At 33.9% G+C, this 20,612-nt stretch carries 24 protein-coding genes and 1 pseudogene; 6 read left to right on the top strand and 19 right to left on the bottom strand.

Features of this window, described 5'->3' with window-relative positions; translation table 11 throughout:
• The first annotated feature begins 39 nt into the window (after nucleotides 1-39).
• Together EGX70_RS00345 and EGX70_RS00340 are read left to right on the top strand one after the other, a co-directional pair.
• Nucleotides 40-966 carry a glycosyltransferase family 2 protein gene (locus EGX70_RS00345; RefSeq protein ID WP_001196763.1) on the top strand — a complete coding sequence of 309 codons (927 nt, stop codon included), beginning with the start codon at nucleotides 40-42 and terminating at the stop codon, nucleotides 964-966.
• A gap of 128 nt (nucleotides 967-1,094) precedes the next feature.
• The gene (locus EGX70_RS00340; RefSeq protein ID WP_000042126.1) at nucleotides 1,095-2,483 is read left to right on the top strand and encodes an amino acid permease; all 1,389 of its coding nucleotides are present in this window, start codon (nucleotides 1,095-1,097) and stop codon (nucleotides 2,481-2,483) included.
• Between the two features lie 83 nt (nucleotides 2,484-2,566).
• Here the strand turns inward: EGX70_RS00340 and smpB are convergent, their stop codons facing one another.
• The 10 genes from smpB to rgg2 all read right to left on the bottom strand — a co-directional run bounded on the left by smpB (nucleotide 2,567) and on the right by rgg2 (nucleotide 12,210).
• Complete coding sequence (smpB, locus tag EGX70_RS00335) at nucleotides 2,567-3,034, bottom strand: SsrA-binding protein SmpB (RefSeq protein ID WP_000238456.1); 468 nt, start codon at nucleotides 3,032-3,034, stop codon at nucleotides 2,567-2,569.
• Between the two features lie 2 nt (nucleotides 3,035-3,036).
• Nucleotides 3,037-5,442, bottom strand: coding sequence for a ribonuclease R (gene rnr / locus EGX70_RS00330; RefSeq protein WP_000659936.1), 2,406 nt, complete (start codon nucleotides 5,440-5,442; stop codon nucleotides 3,037-3,039).
• A gap of 112 nt (nucleotides 5,443-5,554) precedes the next feature.
• Nucleotides 5,555-5,791, bottom strand: coding sequence for a preprotein translocase subunit SecG (gene secG / locus EGX70_RS00325; RefSeq protein ID WP_000282513.1), 237 nt, complete (start codon nucleotides 5,789-5,791; stop codon nucleotides 5,555-5,557).
• Between the two features lie 46 nt (nucleotides 5,792-5,837).
• Nucleotides 5,838-5,984, bottom strand: a complete 147-nt coding sequence (rpmG, locus tag EGX70_RS00320; RefSeq protein ID WP_001873241.1) for a 50S ribosomal protein L33 — start codon at nucleotides 5,982-5,984, stop codon at nucleotides 5,838-5,840.
• Nucleotides 5,981-7,150: a multidrug efflux MFS transporter gene (locus EGX70_RS00315; RefSeq protein WP_000312381.1), complete on the bottom strand. Its 1,170-nt coding sequence runs from the start codon at nucleotides 7,148-7,150 to the stop codon at nucleotides 5,981-5,983. The genes rpmG and EGX70_RS00315 overlap by 4 nt, the downstream gene beginning before the upstream one ends.
• A gap of 195 nt (nucleotides 7,151-7,345) precedes the next feature.
• A complete protein-coding gene (locus tag EGX70_RS00310) occupies nucleotides 7,346-8,992 on the bottom strand; it encodes a hypothetical protein (protein ID WP_123947807.1) in 1,647 nt (548 codons plus the stop codon).
• Complete coding sequence (locus EGX70_RS00305) at nucleotides 8,982-9,683, bottom strand: ATP-binding cassette domain-containing protein (protein ID WP_000424349.1); 702 nt, start codon at nucleotides 9,681-9,683, stop codon at nucleotides 8,982-8,984. Before EGX70_RS00305 ends, EGX70_RS00310 begins: the two co-directional genes overlap by 11 nt.
• Before the next feature lie 124 nt (nucleotides 9,684-9,807).
• Nucleotides 9,808-10,401, bottom strand: a complete 594-nt coding sequence (gene coaE, locus EGX70_RS00300) for a dephospho-CoA kinase (RefSeq protein WP_000930245.1) — start codon at nucleotides 10,399-10,401, stop codon at nucleotides 9,808-9,810.
• Nucleotides 10,392-11,213 carry a DNA-formamidopyrimidine glycosylase gene (gene mutM / locus EGX70_RS00295; protein WP_001114602.1) on the bottom strand — a complete coding sequence of 274 codons (822 nt, stop codon included), beginning with the start codon at nucleotides 11,211-11,213 and terminating at the stop codon, nucleotides 10,392-10,394. The genes coaE and mutM overlap by 10 nt, the downstream gene beginning before the upstream one ends.
• A 148-nt stretch (nucleotides 11,214-11,361) precedes the next feature.
• Nucleotides 11,362-12,210, bottom strand: coding sequence for a quorum-sensing system transcriptional regulator Rgg2 (gene rgg2, locus EGX70_RS00290; protein ID WP_000410031.1), 849 nt, complete (start codon nucleotides 12,208-12,210; stop codon nucleotides 11,362-11,364).
• A gap of 87 nt (nucleotides 12,211-12,297) precedes the next feature.
• Between rgg2 and shp2 the strand changes: the two genes are divergently transcribed.
• The 3 genes from shp2 to EGX70_RS00280 are packed head-to-tail and all read left to right on the top strand — an operon-like array spanning nucleotide 12,298 to nucleotide 14,231.
• The gene (gene shp2, locus EGX70_RS11025) at nucleotides 12,298-12,366 is read left to right on the top strand and encodes a peptide pheromone SHP2 (protein WP_132833258.1); all 69 of its coding nucleotides are present in this window, start codon (nucleotides 12,298-12,300) and stop codon (nucleotides 12,364-12,366) included.
• A 60-nt stretch (nucleotides 12,367-12,426) separates the two neighbouring features.
• Nucleotides 12,427-14,019: a transglutaminase domain-containing protein gene (locus EGX70_RS00285; RefSeq protein WP_000694248.1), complete on the top strand. Its 1,593-nt coding sequence runs from the start codon at nucleotides 12,427-12,429 to the stop codon at nucleotides 14,017-14,019.
• A gap of 35 nt (nucleotides 14,020-14,054) precedes the next feature.
• Entirely contained in the window at nucleotides 14,055-14,231 is a 177-nt protein-coding gene (locus EGX70_RS00280; protein WP_000039432.1) for a hypothetical protein, read from the top strand.
• Between the two features lie 50 nt (nucleotides 14,232-14,281).
• Here the strand turns inward: EGX70_RS00280 and EGX70_RS00275 are convergent, their stop codons facing one another.
• Nucleotides 14,282-14,476, bottom strand: a complete 195-nt coding sequence (locus EGX70_RS00275) for a hypothetical protein (RefSeq protein WP_001878969.1) — start codon at nucleotides 14,474-14,476, stop codon at nucleotides 14,282-14,284.
• Here EGX70_RS00275 and EGX70_RS00270 point away from each other — a divergent pair.
• Nucleotides 14,475-14,669, top strand: coding sequence for a hypothetical protein (locus EGX70_RS00270; RefSeq protein WP_000606013.1), 195 nt, complete (start codon nucleotides 14,475-14,477; stop codon nucleotides 14,667-14,669). The genes EGX70_RS00275 and EGX70_RS00270 overlap by 2 nt on opposite strands.
• Before the next feature lie 336 nt (nucleotides 14,670-15,005).
• Here EGX70_RS00270 and EGX70_RS00260 read toward each other — a convergent pair whose 3' ends face one another.
• The 8 genes and pseudogenes from EGX70_RS00260 to EGX70_RS00210 all read right to left on the bottom strand — a co-directional run bounded on the left by EGX70_RS00260 (nucleotide 15,006) and on the right by EGX70_RS00210 (nucleotide 20,434).
• Nucleotides 15,006-15,212: a CPBP family glutamic-type intramembrane protease gene (locus EGX70_RS00260; protein WP_228776384.1), complete on the bottom strand. Its 207-nt coding sequence runs from the start codon at nucleotides 15,210-15,212 to the stop codon at nucleotides 15,006-15,008.
• A gap of 128 nt (nucleotides 15,213-15,340) precedes the next feature.
• Nucleotides 15,341-15,532: pseudogene (locus tag EGX70_RS00255) on the bottom strand (hypothetical protein).
• Nucleotides 15,533-15,991: 459 nt separating this feature from the next.
• Nucleotides 15,992-16,381, bottom strand: a complete 390-nt coding sequence (locus EGX70_RS00245) for a hypothetical protein (protein ID WP_000551531.1) — start codon at nucleotides 16,379-16,381, stop codon at nucleotides 15,992-15,994.
• Nucleotides 16,382-16,617: 236 nt separating this feature from the next.
• Complete coding sequence (gene era, locus EGX70_RS00240; protein ID WP_000143289.1) at nucleotides 16,618-17,517, bottom strand: GTPase Era; 900 nt, start codon at nucleotides 17,515-17,517, stop codon at nucleotides 16,618-16,620.
• Nucleotides 17,518-17,558: 41 nt separating this feature from the next.
• Nucleotides 17,559-17,957 (bottom strand): diacylglycerol kinase, encoded by a 399-nt coding sequence (dagK, locus tag EGX70_RS00235; protein ID WP_000365222.1) that lies wholly within the window; start codon nucleotides 17,955-17,957, stop codon nucleotides 17,559-17,561.
• Complete coding sequence (gene ybeY, locus EGX70_RS00230) at nucleotides 17,938-18,435, bottom strand: rRNA maturation RNase YbeY (RefSeq protein ID WP_001868390.1); 498 nt, start codon at nucleotides 18,433-18,435, stop codon at nucleotides 17,938-17,940. The genes dagK and ybeY overlap by 20 nt, the downstream gene beginning before the upstream one ends.
• Before the next feature lie 393 nt (nucleotides 18,436-18,828).
• Complete coding sequence (locus tag EGX70_RS00225) at nucleotides 18,829-19,635, bottom strand: class I SAM-dependent methyltransferase (protein ID WP_000705145.1); 807 nt, start codon at nucleotides 19,633-19,635, stop codon at nucleotides 18,829-18,831.
• 322 nt (nucleotides 19,636-19,957) lie between these two features.
• Nucleotides 19,958-20,434, bottom strand: a complete 477-nt coding sequence (locus EGX70_RS00210; RefSeq protein ID WP_000806806.1) for an NUDIX hydrolase — start codon at nucleotides 20,432-20,434, stop codon at nucleotides 19,958-19,960.
• Nucleotides 20,435-20,612: the final 178 nt, after the last annotated feature.

The raw sequence follows: 20,612 nt of genomic DNA, 5'->3' as shown, positions 1-20,612 counted from the left end.
ATGTTAAAATTTAAGCAAGAATGATACGGAGAATTACAAATGGCTTTATTATCAGTTATTGTCCCTTGTTATAATGAACAAGAGACTGTCTCAACTTTTTTAACAGAAATCAAAAAAGTTGAATCCGAAATGGCTCGTTACACCCATTTTGAATACATTTTCGTAAACGATGGTTCTACCGATCGTACACTCGAACTTCTTAAGAAAGCAGCTAAACAATTTGACAATGTTCATTACCTTTCATTTTCACGCCATTTTGGTAAAGATGCTGCTTTATTGGCTGGTTTAGAACATACTACTGGTGATTTTATCACTGTTATGGATGTTGACTTGCAAGATCCACCCACTTTATTACCAGAAATGTACCTAAAACTTCAAGAAGGTTATGATATTGTCGCTACAAGGCGAAAAGATCGTAAAGGGGAGCCGTTGATACGCTCTCTTTTTGCCAAGCTTTTTTATAAATTAATCAATCAAGTGTCAGATACTAAAATGGTTGATGGTGCGCGTGATTTTCGTCTCATGACAAAACAAGTTGTTGACAGTATTCTCGAGCTAAATGAAGTGAATCGCTTCTCAAAAGGGATTTTTTCCTGGATTGGATATGATGTCGCTTATATTAGTTATGAGAATCGAGAACGAATTGCGGGTAAGACCTCATGGAGTTTCTTTAATCTCTTAAAATACTCTCTAGACGGTTTCATCAACTTCTCAGAAATTCCATTAGCTATAGCTACCTGGATTGGAACCCTTAGTTCAGTACTATCACTTTTAGCTATCATTTTTATTATTATTCGAAAATTACTATTTGGGGATCCCGTTTCAGGTTGGGCAAGCACAGTTACCATTGTGCTTTTTATGGGTGGTATTCAGTTATTGTCGCTAGGAATTATAGGCAAATACATCTCTAAGATTTTCCTAGAAACTAAAAAACGCCCAGTCTATATTGTCAAGGAAGAGGGATGAATTGAAATCTCTTAGCTCACTTAGCTAGGAGATTTTATCATAGAAAAATATTGTATAGTAATTATTGCGAATTTTGCAAAAAAATTATATAATAAAGGAGTTTTCCAAAAATAGATGGAGTATTTATAATGTCAAAAAATAATAATGACCACACTCAAAAATCTGAGAATGGTATGGTACGCGGCCTAGAAAATCGTCACGTACAGTTAATTGCGATTGCAGGGACAATCGGAACTGGGCTTTTTCTTGGTGCAGGTCGTTCAATTAGCCTGACGGGTCCTTCAATAGTTCTTGTCTATGCTATCACTGGCGCTTTCATGTTCTTCATGATGCGTGCTATTGGAGAGATGCTTTATCAAGATCCAAATCAGCATACTTTTATTAATTTCATTACCAAATATTTAGGACCCGGTTGGGGATTTTTCTCAACACTTTCTTATTGGATTTCCCTAATATTTATCGGTATGGCAGAGATTACAGCCGTAGGAGAGTATGTTCAATTTTGGTTCCCTGAATGGCCATCCTGGATTATCCAAATTGTTTTTTTAGCTATCCTAAGTTCTATCAACTTAATTGCTGTAAAAGCATTCGGAGAAACCGAGTTTTGGTTTGCTATGATAAAAGTTATTGCAATTCTTGGTTTAATAGCAACCGGTATCTTTATGGTATTAACAAACTTTGACACCGGTCACGGATACCATGCTTCAATCTCAAATATCACCAATCATTTTGAATGGTTCCCTAAAGGTAAATTGAATTTCTTCATGGCTTTCCAAATGGTATTCTTTGCTTATTTAGCTATTGAATTTGTCGGAGTAACAACTTCTGAAACAGCTAATCCACGTAAAGTTTTACCAAAAGCAATCCAAGAAATTCCGATGCGTATTATTTTATTCTACGCAGGTTCATTATTAGCAATTATGGCCATCTTCCCATGGCAACAGTTACCAGTTAATGAGTCACCTTTCGTTACAGTATTCAAACTAGCTGGGATTAAGTGGGCTGCCGCTTTGATTAACTTTGTTGTCCTAACGTCTGCAGCATCTGCTCTTAATTCTACTTTATACTCAACAGGGCGTCATTTATTCCAATTGGCTAATGAATCACCAAATGCTCTTACAAAAGCGTTAAAATTAGACCAATTATCTCGTCAAAGCGTTCCAAGTCGAGCTATTATTGCATCAGCTGTAATCGTTGGAGCTTCAGCACTTATCAGTGTTTTACCTGGTATTTCAGATGCCTTCTCCTTAATTACTGCATCATCTTCTGGTGTTTACATTTCTATCTATGTTCTTATTATGATTGCACATTGGAAATATCGTAAATCACCTGATTTTATGGAAGATGGTTATAAAATGCCTGCCTACAAAATCCTTTCACCAATCACACTTCTCTTCTTCCTCTTTGTATTCGTTTCTCTCTTCTTGCAAGATTCAACATACATCGGGGCTATTGGAGCAACCATCTGGATTATTGGATTTGGTTTATATAGTCACTTCAAACATAAATCACATTAAGTCTATATTATTAGTGAAGTTGGTCAATCAACTTCACTTTTTTCGTCCAAAAAAGGTTAGGCAATTGCCTAACCTTTTGATAATCATCGTGAATTATAGTTTTTTAACTGACGGGCAATATCACGGTTTTGCTCACGACGTTTGATAGACTCTCGCTTATCATAATCATGTTTTCCTTTTGCCAAACCCAATAGAACTTTAGCAAAACCATCTTTTAAGTAAACTTTTAGAGGTACCAGAGTCATACCAGTCCCTTTCAGTTCATTTGATATTTTTTCAATCTCACGTTTTTTTAGTAATAACTTTCGTGTACGATCAGGATCTTGATTCCATATGTTACCTTGATCATATGGTGTAATATGAACATTAATCAACCACGCTTCACCATTTTTTATTTGTGCATATCCATCTTTCAATGTAATACGCGCTGCGCGGACACTTTTGATTTCTGTTCCTGTCAAAACAATTCCTGCTTCTATTGTTTCAACGATAGTATAGTCGTGATGCGCTTTTTTATTTTGTGCTACAACGTTTCCTTGACCTTTAACCATACTTAACCTTTCTTAGATTTCCGTTTCTGACCTTTCTTAGCAACGCCTTTATAGAAAGGTTTTTTCGTTTTTTTCTTGGTTGAACCTGTTGTTCTATCGTCTTTGTGATGATGTGATTTGCTATCCGAGTTCCTTTGGGGTTTTCGAGATGCTTTTTTCTTAGATGTATTTTTGTTCTTATTATCACGATCAGAAATTCTATGCTGATGTTCTCGTTTAGAACTTCGATTAGGACGACCCTCACGCGAACTTTTACTTACCTTTTCAACAATATCAAAATCTGATGGTAAATAATCAAAATCGATATCACCAGTTTCCTTATCAGAACGAATCAACTTAACCTTAATTTGTTGACCAACACGGAAAACTTTCCCAGATTTCTCACCTTGAAGCGTCAGCGTACGTTCATTAAAGTGATAATATTCAGGCAAGGTCGTTACGTGAACCAATCCTTCAATAGTATTTGGTAATTCTACAAACATACCAAATTTAACAACGCTTGCAACCACACCTTCAAATTCCTCACCAATATATTCTTCCATGTATTCGGCTTTCTTCATTGCCTCTACAATACGTTCAGCATCAATGGCACGTCTCTCAAGACTAGACGTTTGAGTTGCAATTTCTGGGATAAGGTTAGCAAAATGATCAGCTTTATCCATCGCTTTATCACCATAATCACGAATCATACGATGAACTAACAAGTCTGGATAACGTCGAATGGGGCTAGTAAAGTGAGTGTAATATTCCGCAGCAAGTCCATAATGTCCATGGTTGTGTTCAGAATATCTAGCTTGTTGCATCGAGCGCAATAACATCATAGATAACACTTCACTTCCTGGCTGCCCTTGTACTTTTTTCATAAAGTCCTGTAAAGCAGGTTGGGTGATTTTAGTTGCTGTTCCTTGAATGTGAACACCGAAAATAGAAGCATAATCGATGAATTTTTGTAATTTTTCAGCTTTAGGCTCTTCGTGTATACGATAAATAAATGGCAATTTTAGACGAGCATAATGTTCAGCAACCGTTTCATTTGCCGCCAACATAAATGACTCAATCATGCGTTCAGCAATGCCTCTGTTGCGAATAACAATATCAACTGGCATTCCCTTATCATTAACCATAATTTTTGCTTCAGATGTATCAAAATTCAGCGCTCCACGACGCGTACGCATAGTTTCCAAAATATGGTGTAAAGTAACCATATGCTGTACTGAGGGCACAATAGACTCATATTCTGAGCAGATTTCCTCATCGCCAGCAATAATATCATTTACAGCGGTATAAGTCATACGATAAGTGGTATTAATCACTGACTGTGTAATTTGATGATTAACAACTCTCCCATTTTGGTCAATTTCCATAATACAAGACTGCGTTAAACGATCAAGATTTGGATTTAATGAACATATACCGTTAGATAGACGCTCTGGTAACATTGGTACAACGCGATCTGTGACATATACGGACGTACCACGACTAAGTGCTTCACGATTTAAGGCAGAGCCTTCAGTAACGTAGTATGATACATCTGCGATATGAACTCCAAGTTCAAAATGACCATTATCCAGTAATTTAATATGCACAGCATCGTCTAAATCTTTGGCGTCCGCTCCATCAATAGTGAAAGTGACCTCTTGACGTAAATCAACACGCCCAATTAAATCTTTCTCCGTTGGAGCATCTGGGATAGCATTGGCTTCTGCAATAACGTCCTCAGGAAATTCTGAGACGATATCCATACTTTCCAAGACTTCTAAAACATCAATACCAACATCTCCTTGATGTCCAACGATATCACGAACACTTGCTACGAAGTAATCATGTCCTCGTGTCGGATATTTATCAATATCTACTTTGATAATTTCTGTTCCGTCTAAAACGACCGGTTCTTTGCGTATATAAATCTTTTGATTGATTTTTTGATTTTTCGATTTGATATATCCTGCGTATTTAGGGCGCTCATCGTCTAAGACAAACTTACCAACAAGCGTCTTTAAACTACGTTCAACAATATTAACAACACGCGCTTCTGCTGCAGTCCCGTTAAGACGGTCCGCTGGTTTCTTTACAACAGCTTCTACCGTGTCACCATCAATAGCATAAGCAATATCGTTTTTTCCGATAAACATATCATCTTCGTCTTGGTCAATACTAAGAAAACCAAATCCTGCTTTATTTGCTCTAAAAAGACCTCTTACTGTGATTTCCTTTTTCTTAGCTTCTTTCTTTCGAAGAGAAAGACTTCCATTATCGTCAAATCTTAATTGCCTGTGGCTCTCCAAATTTGAGATTGTTTTGATTAATTTTGGAAATGCTTTTGCGCCTGCCATATCTAGGGCAGCAGCTAAGTCATTAACGCTAGTTTTACCGTGTTCTTCCAAATATTTTATAATTTTTTCTTTCATTATTTCCTTTTCTAGTAACTTTAGTCACTTTATTATTACTCTACAACCATTCTACTAACAAAAAGTGAGGTTGGGCTATCCCCCATCCTCACTTATCTGTATTTAGCTATCATTAATGACTTGATAAAATAGATAATACTAAGCCGATTAGTAGCCAGAAAAAGACTAAAACACCTGTAAAACGTTGCATAAAAGCTTCAAATCCTCGAGCTTTACTACGTTCAAAAAGGGCTTCAGAACCGCTACTATCAAAAACATTACTACTTGGATTCTTTTGTGGTTGCATGAAAATTGAGATAATCAATAATACTGATAAAACAAGTAGAATGGTGAGTAATAGGTTATACATGTTAATTCCTCCACTATGGTCAAAGTACATTCTAACATAAAACTTATTAAGATTCAATATGTAGTGTTACTTTTCTCTCCTTTGGGCAATACTTTGGAACCTCGATTTTATCGGGATGATTACTTTTATTCTTACTGGTTAAATAATTCTTACTACCACAAGAGCTACACTTTAAATTAATTTTAACTCTCACACAATTTCCTTAACTCTAATATATTTTCTAAAATTAATAAAACACCAAACAAAATTAGCTAAAACGATGAAGCTAGTCACAAAGAAAACCCATCGGAATCCTAAATGAATAGAAACTGCTGAACCGACAAAAGGACCTAATACTTGTCCTAAATTGCTAAACATTTGGTTATAACTGAAAATCCTTGATAAACCTTGTCTTGGAGCAATTTTAGTCAAGATTGAATTAATACTCGGCATCAAGGCACCTGTTCCAAAACCATACAGGAATCTAATAACCCCTAACTGTAATGAAGTCTGTGCCAATGAACATAAGACATACATGAGGAAACTATACAGTAGAGCTAATAATAGCAAACGATGATTGCCTATGCGATCCCCGATTCTTCCTAGCTTTGGACTACTCAGAATACTAGAGAATCCCATACCAGAAACAATTAATCCGGAAACAAACATCAAGTTTTCAGTCTGTCCTAAATGACGAATGTAAAGTGTTAAAATAGGTGCAATGGATTGTGCAGAAATTTGAATAATCATGCTTGTTACAAACAGCCCTATTAAAATTTGTAAGCTTTTAACGCTTTTGAACACTTCTGTAGTTGGCATGGTTTCTTCGTTAGAAATGGGTTTGAAATCTTCCTTTACCATAAAAATGGTCATTAAAGTAGATATTAACAATATGGTTCCCACTAATAAAAAAACTTCCCTAATACCAAACCACTCTGCTAAAAGTCCCCCTAAAAGTGGACCAATTAACATACCTCCAGTCACTCCTGTCGCTAAGGTTCCTAAGGCATATCCTGATTCCTCTTGAGGAGCTTGACTTGCTATCAAAGCTGTAGAGTTAGGTACATAGCCTGCAAAAATGCCGTTTAATATACGTAAAATCAGAAGTCCTGTAACACTATGAATGAAAGCAAGGCCTCCCATAGTAAAAGTCATCATCAACCCTGCTCTTACCATCATCGGTTTTCTACCATATTTATCAGCTAAGCGCCCCCATAATGGGGCAACTAAAGCTGAAGACAAGGCTGATAAGGATACTGATAAGCCTGCATACCACTCTACTTTGTTGCTAGGTGCTCCTAATTGTTCTACATATAATACCATAAAAGGCATAACAAGTGAAAAGCTTGCCCCAGTAAAAAAATTACCGAGCCAAGCCACTTTTAAATTTTGCTTCCAGTTAACCGTTTCAACTGAGATAAAACATCATCTTCTTTCTAAACTTTTCTACCACTAACTATCTTAGCAGTTTTATTGAGATTTAACATCTATTTGAGATGTTATTTCCATTATAATTTCCTTTATGTAACTAAACCTATGTTATCACATGCCTCTGTTATTATACCACAATTAAAATTAACTTTTTAAACGGAAAGTTTTTGGAGCAAATACTACAACTGCTAAATAGCCAATAATTAAAATAACAACTATAATTCCTAGGCTTACTAATAATATTGGCATCGTTATAGATTTAGTAAAGGTAAATAGTTGATATCCCATATAGTATATAATAAAGGTTAAAATATTATACATAGCACTCTTTGATTTTAATCCTTCTGTAAAAGGCTGTAATAAGAAATAAAGATACAAAAAGTAAAAACTAAATAAAATCATTGATATAGCTTGTGTAATTACTAATATGATAATCTGATCAATCTTAGGGGTGAAAAATTTAAAATAATAGGTTCCAAAACATATGTTTAGAGCTACAAAAATGGGGAAATTAAGTTTTATACTATAAAGGAAACGTATTTTTAAGGTTGCTAAGATATTTTCTCTTTCATGATAGAAATTATATCTTAATAATGGACGATCCAAATGATAGAAACAAAATTTTGAATAGGATTCACCGATATATATTAGATATCCTGGAACTGCACTCAAAAATAGGAATTTTGAAAAACTATGCTCATTCATCGGAATATTTATCTTTTCTTTAAAAAATAGCAGGAAAAGGAGTTCTATTCCAAACAGAACACTTAAAATAGCTAAACGTACCAAAATTTTTCTTTGCAAGTATCTACTCATCCGTTTTAAAAAGATAGCGTTTAAATATGAAATACCTGATAAATTTTCAAATAGCAGGGGAGAAAGTTCACTGACATTTATATCCCTATCTTTCATTTCAATCCCAAGCAGCTCTATATTATCAATCTTTGCAATTTTCTCCTTCATCGTCTCATGCGTTAGGGTAAGGTAGGTCAAGTGATTAAGTTTAGAATAAGTCTTTAATCGATAGTAACTAACTAACCATATGATAAGTCCTGCAATACCGGTGTACCATGAAAAAAATGGATATGGAGAGAACTGTTTGCCAAGAAGAAGGAAAAAGAGAGAAAGGAAGACTCCTATACCAATCCCTAAGTAAAATAAAATATTTAGTAAAGACTCTGGATTCTCTTGGTCTTTACCTCTACCATATAAAGGCAAACAGAGCACCTTGATTCCAAGGCGACTACCTGCTAAAAATAAAGCAAAAGTCAAACCATGCCAAAAAGCAAAGTGATTTAAATGGAAAAATATGCCAAAGCTCAAACTTCTAAAAAATAGTTCACTACTGGCTTCTAAAAGTTCAGCGGATTGGAAATACCTCGATGGCTCAATTCTGAAAAGGCGAATCATATGAGTTTGTTGCATATCATTAGGTTCTATAAGTTTTATATAGAAATTTATGACAATTAAAAGAGAGGTAATCACCATCAATGTTAAAGTTAGGGTAAAACCTTCTTGCGGCAAAATATTTAACTGCTTCATGCCACTTCTAACAAAAAATGATAAAACATAACAATATAGTACGTAACCTATGGAACGACCAAAACCTCTTAAGAAAAAGAAAATGATACGAATAAATAGTACTACACCTTTTATATCATCGGTTTTAAACCATCGGTTAGGGATTTTTCTTCCCAACCAGGGGATTTTCTGAAGGTAATATAAAAAACTATTATAAGCTCTAGCACTATCAATCTGTAATATAGACCATATTAATGCTTTACTTGTCATATTCATCTCCCTTCAACACTTGAAGAAGACGCTCTTCGAATTGTTCATGTTTACGATCAATGTCTAATGTCTGGAGTTTTCCTTTGTCTAATACAGCCACAATATCACATAGATCTTCTGCTAAGGCCATTATATGAGTTGATAATATAATAATATGATCCTCACTTAATTCCAACAAAAGGCGTTTTATTGCAATACTTGATACAACATCAACTGCAGTCAGTGGCTCATCTAGTAAAATTACTTTTGGCTTAGAAATCATCAGGCAAATTAATGAGAGCTTACTCTTCATTCCATCAGAATATCCTTTGATAATTCTATGACGCTCTGTTTGTCCTATTTCCATAAAATCTAAATAATCATCTATTGTCATTAAATCATCTGAAGGATGTAAATCCATGTAAAATTTTACAAATTCATACCCTGTTAAAAATTCTGGAAGGTAGTTTTCGGAATAAACAATACCAATATCCTTATCGGTAAGAGGATACTCGTGATTATCCTTCAATAAACAAATGGTCCCGTTGTCAGCTGCAAGATCCCCATAAAGTATATTAAATAAAGTTGTTTTCCCAGCACCATTCCTACCTAAGACCCCTGTTATTTTACCTGAATAAAATCGGTAACTTGCTCCTCTCAAGACCTCTGTTTCCTGAAACCGCTTATGAATATCTCTAATTACTAACTCCATAAAAACTCCTTTGAAAGTAAATCTTTTATATCATTGTACTATTACTGTAGTTTAAGCGCAAGTTTTCCAAAACTAGTGTAATAAAAACAAAAAAATGGATAAATACATTATCCATTTAGTAGTTCTATAAACGTTGAAGAGCATCCAACATTTGCTCTTTTAAAGTTATTAAATCACCATTATTATCAATAATAAGACTAGCGAAACTTTTTTTATCTGTTAAAGGTATTTGGTGTGAAAGTCGTAATTCCGCTTCTTCTCGACTGTAGTTGTTACGGGCCATTAATCGTTGTAATTGTTTTTCTTTATCAACAAATACCAACCAAATCTCATCAAACCATTTTATATACTTTTCTTCAATCAATAAAGGAATATCCATGAAAAATATCTCTTCTGTTTGTTTTAATTGGTCGCGCTGACATGCTAACTCTTGACGAATGATACTATTTTGTAGCCTAGCTGATGTCTTCATATTGTCTGGATTAGCAAAAATCATTTGAGAAAGCTTTGGTCTATCCAACTCACCATCAGCATCAAGTATCTCGGGACCCAACCATTCTAATAAAGCTTGGTAAAGTTTCCCACCCTTAGCTTGCAATTTATGAACCACTTGATCCGCATCTATGACTTTAAAACCTGATTCTCGTATTATTTTTGTTACCGTTGACTTTCCAGAAGCTATCCCTCCTGTCAGTCCTATTATTTTTGTCATAAGCATTGACACCGAGGGCAATAATGCGTCCCTCTCCCTCCTACTTTTATCTTCTTAATTAAACAACCACACCTTGGACACGGTTGCCCAGTTTTACCATAGACCTGTAAATACTTTTGCATCGTACCGTCCTCTCCAAGAGCATTCTTATATGTTCTAATCGTGGAGCCACCTTTTTCGATGCCTAAAGTTAAAATGCGAATAATTTCCTTGTGTAATAAGCTTGTTTCAGATTCGGTCAATTGATTAGCCAAACGCTGTGGGTGAATTTTTGCTGCCCACAAGACTTCATCTACGTAAATATTTCCAAGTCCTGCTACTAATCTCTGATCTAATAGTAAAGGTTTTATTGGCTTTTTGGAGTTTGCTAAGCCTTTTGAAAAAGGCTCAAATTGAAATGTGTCAGCAGTTGGCTCAGGACCTAATTTTTTTTGAGTAAAATAATCTTTGAGAGATGATTTACGAACCAACTCAAATGTCCCAAATTTACGGACATCTTGGTAAACCAATGTGCTGCCATTAGTCAATTTGAAATAAAGGTGAAAATGTTTGTTATCTGGTACTTTATTTGGGAAGAGTAGATATTTTCCTTCCATGCGTAAATGTGATACCATAACCATTTCACCAAAATCAAAAAGAAGATACTTCCCTCGTCTCAATACCTGTTGAATTGTTTTTCCTGGTAGACTTATCATAAAGTCATTCAAATCAGTTTTCACCATTTTAGGGACTTTAATCGTTATAGAAGCTATTTCTTGATTAACTACAAGTCTTTCTAGTCCTTTTCTAACGGTTTCTACTTCTGGTAATTCTGGCATAAATATATAGTCTAAAAATCAATAGTCATTGCTTAGAAAAATAATTTCCAAACGTTCTTGGTGTCACCTGACCATTCGATTTCTATTTTCCTTTCTTATTATCATTTTGAGACAAAAGCTTTAAAAATTACTCATAAACTTGCACTCATTAGCATTCTTTATTATTGCCAAGTACTTTTTGACAATAATGTTCATTATAAGTATTGTAAAATGAATCTTCACCTAAATATTTAAAAATCTGTAAAGCTTTCCTCATATCTTCTTTTCCTGAAGAAGTATCACCAAGTTTTAAATGATAGTATCCAGTTACATATAAAAAAACAGTTTTTTCATAGAAATTAACTTCATCCTGTAACAATGACCTAACCTTATCAATTAAGTAGTGGCTATGCTCAAAGCAAGAGTGATCAATGCTGATGATTAGACAATTAATTGCTAATTGTGTAACTAGAATTTTATTGGTTTTATTTTGTTCTGAGTAAGCAAACGAATTAACCATTTCTTTGGTCAATAAAAATAAAGTATTGTAATTAATGAGACGTGAGCAATTTCCTAAGAGAATAATTTCATAATATCCCCACTGCTCCACCGTAAAAAGATAGTCTGTTAAGCGTGCTAATTCTTCTTGATTAGGCTCTATTGATTGATCAATTGAAAAAATAAGAGCCTTAATCATAATCTTTTCATAGTCTTTATGGTTATGATCCTCTAAGAGAGCCACTAATTTAGTTACATTTTTTTCAGCACAATATTTTCTTACTCGATTTAAAAGGATAAAAAAATGAGTGTGCGCCTTAGAATGAATCGACACAAATTCATCAATAGTGATGTTGAGTTTATCTAAAATATTAAGCAAACGACTACAAGTAATTTCTGACTCTCCTCTCTCAAACCTTGAGATTTGTGACTTGGATAGGTGCTCATCTGCTAAAGAAGAAATACTAACTTTTTTTCCTTTACGTAATCTTCTTAGTGTTTTTCCTAATTCTTTTTCCATTTTTCCCACTTTCACAACAATTTAAAAGACCCTTTAAATCCATTATATAATACAAGTACAAAATAGAAAATCAGAAAGGAGATAGTCATGAAAAAAATTAACAAAGCTTTGTTGTTCACATTAATCATGGATATCCTAATTATCGTTGGTGGATAAAACTCCCCACAAATGGTTGTTATGGAATCCCATTTTATTTAGTTTATAACAGGAGAACTAATGAAGATTAAAAAAATTATTAGTGGCCTTGCCGCAGCTTTAATTATCAGTTCACTATCAACTATTAACTATGAGGTTAAAGCTGATGACACCACCAGTGAGTATCACTATATCAGTAAGCAAAATAATGAAGAGCAGCTTATTAGTTACATCAAGGAACAACATCGTTTGCTCAATCAATTTGTTGTTGATAATGTCAACTCATTCACTCAACTAAATGCTAATCCAACCATTGAACAGTTAAATAGAGCTATAACATTATTTAAACAAAAAGATGAGCAATTATTTAACCAGGTGAAAGCTAGTCATCTCTCTCCCAGTAACTATAATGCTATCGTTAATCAACGTAATGTCATTAACCAAACTGTTCAAAATCTGATTGACCAAAATCATAATAAGCTTCAGACAAGTCAAAATAAAGCAGCTCAGCTCGTGGGGCAACGTAATCAGGTTGTTAACAAAATTCAAGCTATTTTAGCAACTGTAAACTACAACTCTGTGAATTCTATACAAGAAGCTGAAAATTTATTTCATTCACTCAGAAATCAAATTGAACCTCTTGTAGCTGAAGTTAATAATTACAAAGCTGCTATGGCAACCCTTCAACAAGAAGTAGATGCCCTATCAACAGCGGCTATTGAAACTGAGACTTCTAAACTTGCTACTCTCAAAGTTAGCGAAAATACTTCTGTTCCTGCAAACAAAGTAGAAGAAAAAACTACTCAATCAGAAGCGTCAGGTAATAAACAAGAAGTAACTAAGAGTGAGGAAAAACAGGCTACCTCTGATGCAAAGGCATCACAGCCTGAGTCAGCTAATATTGCCGATTACGATAGTTTAAAAGAAGTTTTACGAAATAATATTAGTAACCAAGTACCACACATCAGTGTTCAAATGGAGTTTAAAACTCAAGAACAAGTTGACGAATACCAAAAAAATCTTGGAAGCATCATCCGGGAAATTGGAGATACACTTGGAACAGCAACTGAATTCAATGCCAAAAGTAACATTAGCACTTATACTCTTGGTGGACAAATCCAACGCATTATTGTAAAAAGCGATATCACAATCACCTATACTCTTAAAGGTGACATGGTAGGATTACATAAAGAATATAAACAGTTTGTAGATTCTTTTGTCAAAGAAAATATTACTAACAAAAATATCACAAGTGATTATGAAAAAGCTAAAGTAATTCATGACCACTTGGTTAATAATTACACTTACGCGACTGAAGAACTGGCAACCACTCGTGAAACTGCTAGTGGTATCAGTATCCATGCTCCTGAAGCACTCTACAAAGATAAACGTGGTGTTTGTCAAGCCTTTGCAGTAATGTTTAAAGATATGGCTGCTGCTGCTGGCTTATCAGTATGGTATGTAACTGGTCAAGCTGGAGGTGGAAATCACGCTTGGAACATTGTTACTATTAATGGCGTTAAATATTATGTTGATACAACATGGGATAATAATATAAAAAGCAATAAATATTTCCTTGTTGGTAAAACAATAATGGATGCTGATCATCTTTTGGATAGTCAATACAATGCATTAGCTAAAGATATTCCAGCTGATCGCCATCAAGGTGCATAACTCAAAAATTGTATTGAGCCTGGAAAGGATATGAAATGTCTAAAAAGACTGATTCAAATTATCTACATTCCAATTGTTCTGACAAGAAAATTTGGAGCGATGAGGAGCCTCTGCAACAGGAGACTATCCCTAAAGATAGAGATTGTGTTATCAAACCTGTCATTACTATGACAGTTGAACATGTGGAAATCCCATTAGATGACCAATCTTAGCTCTCTCCTAAAATAAAAAGGAACACTGCCATTTTTGACAGTGTTCTTTTTTATTTAACCAAAGTGGTTTTCTCATTACTGATATGATTCAAATCATCTACAACTAATTGATCAATCGATTTCATGGTGTATTTCCAAGCTTGCGGTTGAACATGAAAAACAGTCTGTTGGTACATGGTATCACGCATATCGTTAATGAGTTTGAAATACCTTATATAATCTGGTTTAATCATTAGGAATAGCATGATCATGAGCGGTCAAAGAGCTACCAGCACCATCCAGAGCGATATAAATATCTTTCATCATATAGAAGCTATTTGTATAAGTAAATCTAACAATATTGGGCTCCCCGCAATACAAAAGCATTTGGGACAGCTGATCCAAAGAGAACATCTGGGTCCTTTCTTCTCGATAACCTATTCCAAAGCTCCCACTTGAAGTACTTATTGAATCAGTTGCAACAGAAAAACAATCCCTACTACTAGAATAATAGCACCTCTAACTAATAAATGACTCATTCCAACGTTAACATCTTTTAACATCATGTTCCTTTCATTATTTTTTATTTAGGAATTCGTCATACTATATTTTCTCATATTAGTCTAACAAAAAACTCGTAATTCTATATAAATCATATAAAATTACGAACTTTATTTAGTTAACAATAAAATAATAACATTTTATTCATTAAAAAAACAAATAACAAAAGAGCCAAAAAGCTCTTTTAAACTGACAAAAATGTCTTAGTAATGATTAGTCTCTCAATCTTATTACTTAGAGTAAATCAAGCAAAAATGCTAGAAAATAAAAAATATATAGCAAACTATTCCAAATAATATGCTCGCCAATCGAATAATGAATGGATTTTGTATAGTGGTGCAAACTAGCGAAAATCAAACCCATACCAAAATAGACAACAAAGTCGACGACAGATAGACCATGTAAGTGAGACCAGCTAAATAGTATAGAAGATAAGATCACAACCAAGGGACCACTCAGGGAGTTTTCCCAAATGTTCTCATGACAAACAACCTGAACGTTATCTCTTCTTAAATTGGGGCAATAAGACAGATAGTCAATAATAAGACAACTCGAAAGTAGTGATTGACCTAATTCATATCAGCTGTTAATCCCTTCTGGTTTTGCTTTATTGGGAAAAATGTTTTTACTAGTAGTGCCCAGCAAAATAAAACGCTAAAAGCACCGATTGCAAATAGCCATTTTTTGAGCTTAGATGATTACTCTTGGTAGTTACTGATTGGCTCAGTTTTTGTTAGCACATAACTCAACAGAATCATCATTATAAGATTAATGCCAATCCATATACTCCAACTCCACTCTAACCCTATTGATAGTAAACTAATCACCCAATGCCCAAGCAATTGTTATTATTGTGTTGTTGCAACTTTGGCAAAGATGAATATAGCAGAATGGAAAACAGATTGTTTCTGAAACTTCAAAGGTATCTTATTATCACAAGCTATTATTTGGTTATCTCCATAATTAATCTAAATGGAGCAATATATCGTTCTTCTACTAACTGTTGACAGATAAAAAACTCCCCTTTAAAGTCTGGTAACTTTTCGGTTTTTACCAGAGACTTAAGGAGAGTGAGGCAAGAACTAATAGAATCTTATTTAAAGTTTTATGATTGGGAGAACAGAACAACTATCATAATTACTGAAAAATTATGAAAGGCATGGCAAACGACAGATGGCCAAATCCGCTCTGTTGAAAACAAATTTTAAATATAATTCATTTCACTTTCTAAGTTTATTAAACATAGAGTGTTCAGGAGAAATGATATGACCTAATGATAAGATCATTCCTATCGTATAATAAACAACGACAAGATGTAAATAAAAGTAAATTGATATATCTGATATACTTGTCAAACATCCTATCATTATAATAAAAGGAATAAGAATAGTACACTTAATAAATAACCAAAATTGCTTAACAACTTGATACCATGTGAGCACTTCTGTCGTTTGTCTTTGTTTGAAGACAAAAACCAATAGATCAAGGAGAAAACTCCAACAGATAAGGAGTATATTTTTCATTAATGATAAATCGTAGAAACTACCTATACTAAGTAGAATCATTGCAGAAATAATAACAATGCCTAAAAATCTTAATATATTATGCATATCCTCACCTCCTCTACTTTATCGGTAGCAAATATAATCTTGAGTCATGTGCTCTCCTTTATTTAAGAAGGAGCCAACAAGCATGTTTGGCCCCCTTTGATTGATTTGTGAATATAAGCATAAAGTTATGACTAGTTGGTTTTGTCCTCGTGAATTGCTTTTCCTGTGCGAATCAAGTCTCACGGTGAACTTATCTAACTCTTCCCCACTAACTTGCGAATCTCAAAATAAACTCATTAATACTCTTTTTCATTGTAGCCAAAATCAGCTAAATCAAGCTTTTTATCACGCCAGTTTTTCTTGACTTTTACCCAAGTCTCTAGGTAAACTTTATCACCTAACATAAGTTCGATATCACGGCGCGCCATTTTTCCTATTTTCTTGAGCATAGCACCTTGTTTTCCAATGATAATGCCTTTTTGACTATCACGTTCAACCATGATAGTTGCACGAATGTGCACTTTATCAGTTTCTTCATCACGTTTCATGGATTCGACAACAACAGCTACTGAGTGAGGAACCTCTTGTTGCGTTAAATGAAGTACCTTCTCACGAACCATTTCTGATACTAAAAATCGTTCCGGATGATCAGTAATCTGATCTTCTGGGAAATATTGGAAACCTTCTTCAAGATTATCAGTTAATAACTTGATTAGGGTTGACACATTATTTCCTTGAAGGGCAGAAATTGGCACCACTTCTTTAAAATCCATTTGGCTACGGAAGTCATCAATCTGTTCCAAAAGTTGGTCTGGATGAACCTTATCAATTTTATTGATTACTAAAATAACAGGAATCTTGGCAGCCTTAAGACGTTCAATAATCATATCATCGCCTTTACCTCGCTTTTCATCGGCAGGAACCATGAAAAGAACCGTTTCAACTTCACGTAAAGTACTATAAGCAGATTCAACCATAAAATCACCAAGGGCGGTCTTTGGTTTATGAATTCCTGGGGTATCAATGAAAACAATTTGCTCAGTTTCTGTTGTATAAATCCCCATAATTTTATTACGTGTTGTTTGAGCTTTATCACTCATGATAGCAATTTTTTGTCCCATAACATGGTTTAGGAAGGTTGATTTTCCAACATTTGGACGACCTAAAATTGCTACAAATCCTGACTTAAATGTCATTTCTTTTCTTTCTCCATTCAATTTATTCGTAATACTTCTCATCATAAAAGTAAAGCAAGTATCTTGGGTATAAAAATAATCAATCCCACCAATACGGCAAATAAGGAAACAACTAAAACCGCTCCTGCTGCCATATCTTTAGCATTTTTAGCCAGCATCGAGAAATGGTAATTACTTGCCAAATCAACTACATTTTCAATAGCTGAATTGATAATTTCAAAAGTAATTACCAAAAAAATACTCAATAAAAGAAATAACCACTCCACCATAGATACTTGAAAAGTAAGACCAGCAAGTATTACTAAAATGGCAGAAACCAAATGCTTACGCATATTTCTTTCTTCTTTAAAAGCTGTAAAAATCCCTGTAACAGCAAATTCCATGCTTGATGTTAAGGTGCGATTTTTCCATTTTTTTTGATTATTGTCGTTTAAGTCCATAAGCAGTTAAAATTTCTTCCTGTAAGCTGAACATCTCTTTTTCTTCTTCGGGTGTATAATGATCATAACCATTAATATGCAAAAAACCATGCACAGCTAAAAAACCCATTTCACGTTCATAAGAGTGACCGTACTCTTCTGCTTGTTCTTTAGCTTTATCAATAGAAATAAAAAGTTCACCAATATAAGAATCAAAATCTTCTAGCATCTCAGCAAGTTCAGGATTTTCAGTCAGATCTTCTTCATCAAAAGAAATATCAACCTCAGGCTTATATTCTAAACTGATAACATCAGTCGGACGATCGGTATCTCGATACTCTAAATTCAATTCATGGCTACGTTCATTAGTGACAAACGTTACAGCCATTTCTTTATTCTCTTTACCTGTTTTTTGTGCTGCAAACTCTAACAAATCAAGAGTTTGCTTTTTGATATCTTCTGAAACTTGTCCAGTTTCATCAATCATTTCAACGTACATCTTATATAGTAAGAACGACCCAAAACGTTTAGAAAAGATAAAGTGTAATGCATAATTCTAAATAATCGACACATCTACTTTCCTAAGTTTTTCACTTTTATCTAAAACTAGTTCTCAAAATAAAAGTGCGTTCTCTTCCTTCCTTCAAGCTATTCTTTCACATCATTATACCATAAGAGTATTAAAAAAGGGAGAGAAAGCTAATAATCACTATTGCACACTTATAATCCATTTCAATAAAATTCTGACTTATGAATTAGTATTTACTTCAAAATACAAACTTTAGAGCACCTAACTTACGTAAAACTAATTCCTAAATAAACAAAGCTACAAATGCTATAACGATTATGACAAATTTACATTTAGAATGTCTCTTTATATAAATAGATTTTGCTACTTTTTCTCAGATGCTTTATATTCGTACACACCTAAACAATTATTAAATTTACGAATTGTTGGAAGTAAAGAGCGAAGTGTGCCTAACTCAAATTTGCTCATCTCATCTGTAAAGTTAATCAGATTTATTTGCTTTAATTTAGGGTCTAAATCCACAATTTCATGACCATCTGTGATACCAAACTGAAATTCTGTATCCATATACTTTACTGTATCATGTTGCTTTCCTTTATTAATCATTTCCTTCTGACACAAATCAAATTGTGCCATAAATTGGCTAAATGAATTTGTCAGGATATGAAGAAAAGTCTCTACGTCATCTTCTTTTAGAAACATTAAAACACCTTCTGACACGATTAGAAAAGGGGCATTTTGGGGATTTACCTCCCGTGTCCAAGTTTCATCTAGGGCTGATTTTGCTATATTAGTAACTCTTTCATGCTCTTCAAAAAATAATTTTCTTATCTCCATAACCTCTGGCAAATCAAGGTTATACCACCTAATTTGTCCATTATCGACTCTTTCAAACCTTGTATCAAGTCCACAGCCAATTGAAAGGATATGACTATTTGGATTTTCTCTAATAAATTTTTTGATTTCTCTATCCATAACGCGAATTCTAGCTAATGTTGCATAAAAAGAAGCTTCTGAATTATCGAATTTATCAAAATCATATTCTATCTGTTCAACAATTGCTAAGGATTTTTGATCATTAAGTATCGGATGTTTAGCCATCGCATCTTTAGCTCTAATATATAAGGTGATTAATAACGTTTCAGCAACGCTGTGTAATGTTATCTTCATTCATCTACTCTCCTTTATGCTATTTTACTTAGAAATTTGGATTTCTAAAACTGGATTTCTTTAAGTATATCATTCCAATACCGTAAGTAAAGCATATCCCCACCATCCGATATTCCATAATTTCCTTTTTCTGTACATCTTATGCTTTCTAAAAAAAACAGTCACTAAATTATTGCAAGCTACTGTTTTCCTTTTTAATAATTATAAAATATACAAATGAGAACTCCTTATTTTCTTAACATTTATTTCTACAAGCATGCCTAACAACATATCAATAGAAGTTAGAAATTCTTTAAAGTCACACCTAGTATTTCCCATCCTTTTAATGCCCCATTTGGAATGTTTGTGAAAAATATTCATCTAAAATTAATTGGTGTTGTTCATTTACGATCGTAATATTTTTGACGTCTTCTTTAGAAAAATAGTCCAATTGCAATGTTTCCTCATTATGAAAACCTTCTATATTAACTGGTTTTGGACAGCTTACTTCATAAATAAAACCGACGGTTTGTGCTTTATCGCCATTGGGATAAGAGTCTTGAAAGTTAGTATAAACATTTAACAGTCTGATTGGTTCCACTCTCAATCCAGTTTCTTCGAAAAATTCTCTTTTCAATGTATCTACTGATGACTCACCTAACTCCATACATCCACCAATAATTCCCCAAGAATTCTTATCAGCTCTTAATTGGAGTAGGACACGTCCCTTACCATCTGTCAAAATACCACCAGAATATGTTAAAAAGATAGTCTCATGTCCAACTTTTGACCTAATGTAGGAAATATAATCTTGTTTCATTCTATCACCTTGTTTAAACTAATATGTACGTATTGTAGCATAAAACATCTCCTTTTCAAATCACTCATATACACTTCTTGAATATGAGAACTGTTACCTCTTTTATTAACTTACTATTAATTATTGACTAAAAAGAGATAGCCCTGTAGAATGGAGACACATCAATATTTTACATTTT

The sequence above is a fragment of the Streptococcus sp. FDAARGOS_522 genome, from assembly GCF_003812445.1.
GTDB lineage: Bacteria > Bacillota > Bacilli > Lactobacillales > Streptococcaceae > Streptococcus > Streptococcus agalactiae.
Note: the sequence above shows the minus strand (reverse complement) of the source record. Positions and strands in the feature narration are given on the sequence as shown.

What these genes read in the sequence shown, in the direction of transcription:
- era (WP_000143289.1), bottom strand. Translation starts at nt 17,517, where the DNA reads ATGACATTTAAGTCAGGATTTGTAGCAATTTTAGGTCGTCCAAATGTT.
- ybeY (WP_001868390.1), bottom strand. Translation starts at nt 18,435, where the DNA reads ATGTACGTTGAAATGATTGATGAAACTGGACAAGTTTCAGAAGATATC.
- dagK (WP_000365222.1), bottom strand. Translation starts at nt 17,957, where the DNA reads ATGGACTTAAACGACAATAATCAAAAAAAATGGAAAAATCGCACCTTA.
- EGX70_RS00270 (WP_000606013.1), top strand. Translation starts at nt 14,475, where the DNA reads ATGATCATGAGCGGTCAAAGAGCTACCAGCACCATCCAGAGCGATATA.
- EGX70_RS00275 (WP_001878969.1), bottom strand. Translation starts at nt 14,476, where the DNA reads ATGCTATTCCTAATGATTAAACCAGATTATATAAGGTATTTCAAACTC.
- rnr (WP_000659936.1), bottom strand. Translation starts at nt 5,442, where the DNA reads ATGAAAGAAAAAATTATAAAATATTTGGAAGAACACGGTAAAACTAGC.
- EGX70_RS00305 (WP_000424349.1), bottom strand. Translation starts at nt 9,683, where the DNA reads ATGGAGTTAGTAATTAGAGATATTCATAAGCGGTTTCAGGAAACAGAG.
- smpB (WP_000238456.1), bottom strand. Translation starts at nt 3,034, where the DNA reads ATGGTTAAAGGTCAAGGAAACGTTGTAGCACAAAATAAAAAAGCGCAT.
- EGX70_RS00285 (WP_000694248.1), top strand. Translation starts at nt 12,427, where the DNA reads ATGAAGATTAAAAAAATTATTAGTGGCCTTGCCGCAGCTTTAATTATC.
- EGX70_RS00340 (WP_000042126.1), top strand. Translation starts at nt 1,095, where the DNA reads ATGTCAAAAAATAATAATGACCACACTCAAAAATCTGAGAATGGTATG.
- EGX70_RS00310 (WP_123947807.1), bottom strand. Translation starts at nt 8,992, where the DNA reads ATGACAAGTAAAGCATTAATATGGTCTATATTACAGATTGATAGTGCT.
- EGX70_RS00245 (WP_000551531.1), bottom strand. Translation starts at nt 16,381, where the DNA reads ATGCATAATATATTAAGATTTTTAGGCATTGTTATTATTTCTGCAATG.
- EGX70_RS00280 (WP_000039432.1), top strand. Translation starts at nt 14,055, where the DNA reads ATGTCTAAAAAGACTGATTCAAATTATCTACATTCCAATTGTTCTGAC.
- rgg2 (WP_000410031.1), bottom strand. Translation starts at nt 12,210, where the DNA reads ATGGAAAAAGAATTAGGAAAAACACTAAGAAGATTACGTAAAGGAAAA.
- secG (WP_000282513.1), bottom strand. Translation starts at nt 5,791, where the DNA reads ATGTATAACCTATTACTCACCATTCTACTTGTTTTATCAGTATTATTG.
- EGX70_RS00210 (WP_000806806.1), bottom strand. Translation starts at nt 20,434, where the DNA reads ATGAAACAAGATTATATTTCCTACATTAGGTCAAAAGTTGGACATGAG.
- coaE (WP_000930245.1), bottom strand. Translation starts at nt 10,401, where the DNA reads ATGCTTATGACAAAAATAATAGGACTGACAGGAGGGATAGCTTCTGGA.
- mutM (WP_001114602.1), bottom strand. Translation starts at nt 11,213, where the DNA reads ATGCCAGAATTACCAGAAGTAGAAACCGTTAGAAAAGGACTAGAAAGA.
- EGX70_RS00225 (WP_000705145.1), bottom strand. Translation starts at nt 19,635, where the DNA reads ATGAAGATAACATTACACAGCGTTGCTGAAACGTTATTAATCACCTTA.
- EGX70_RS00345 (WP_001196763.1), top strand. Translation starts at nt 40, where the DNA reads ATGGCTTTATTATCAGTTATTGTCCCTTGTTATAATGAACAAGAGACT.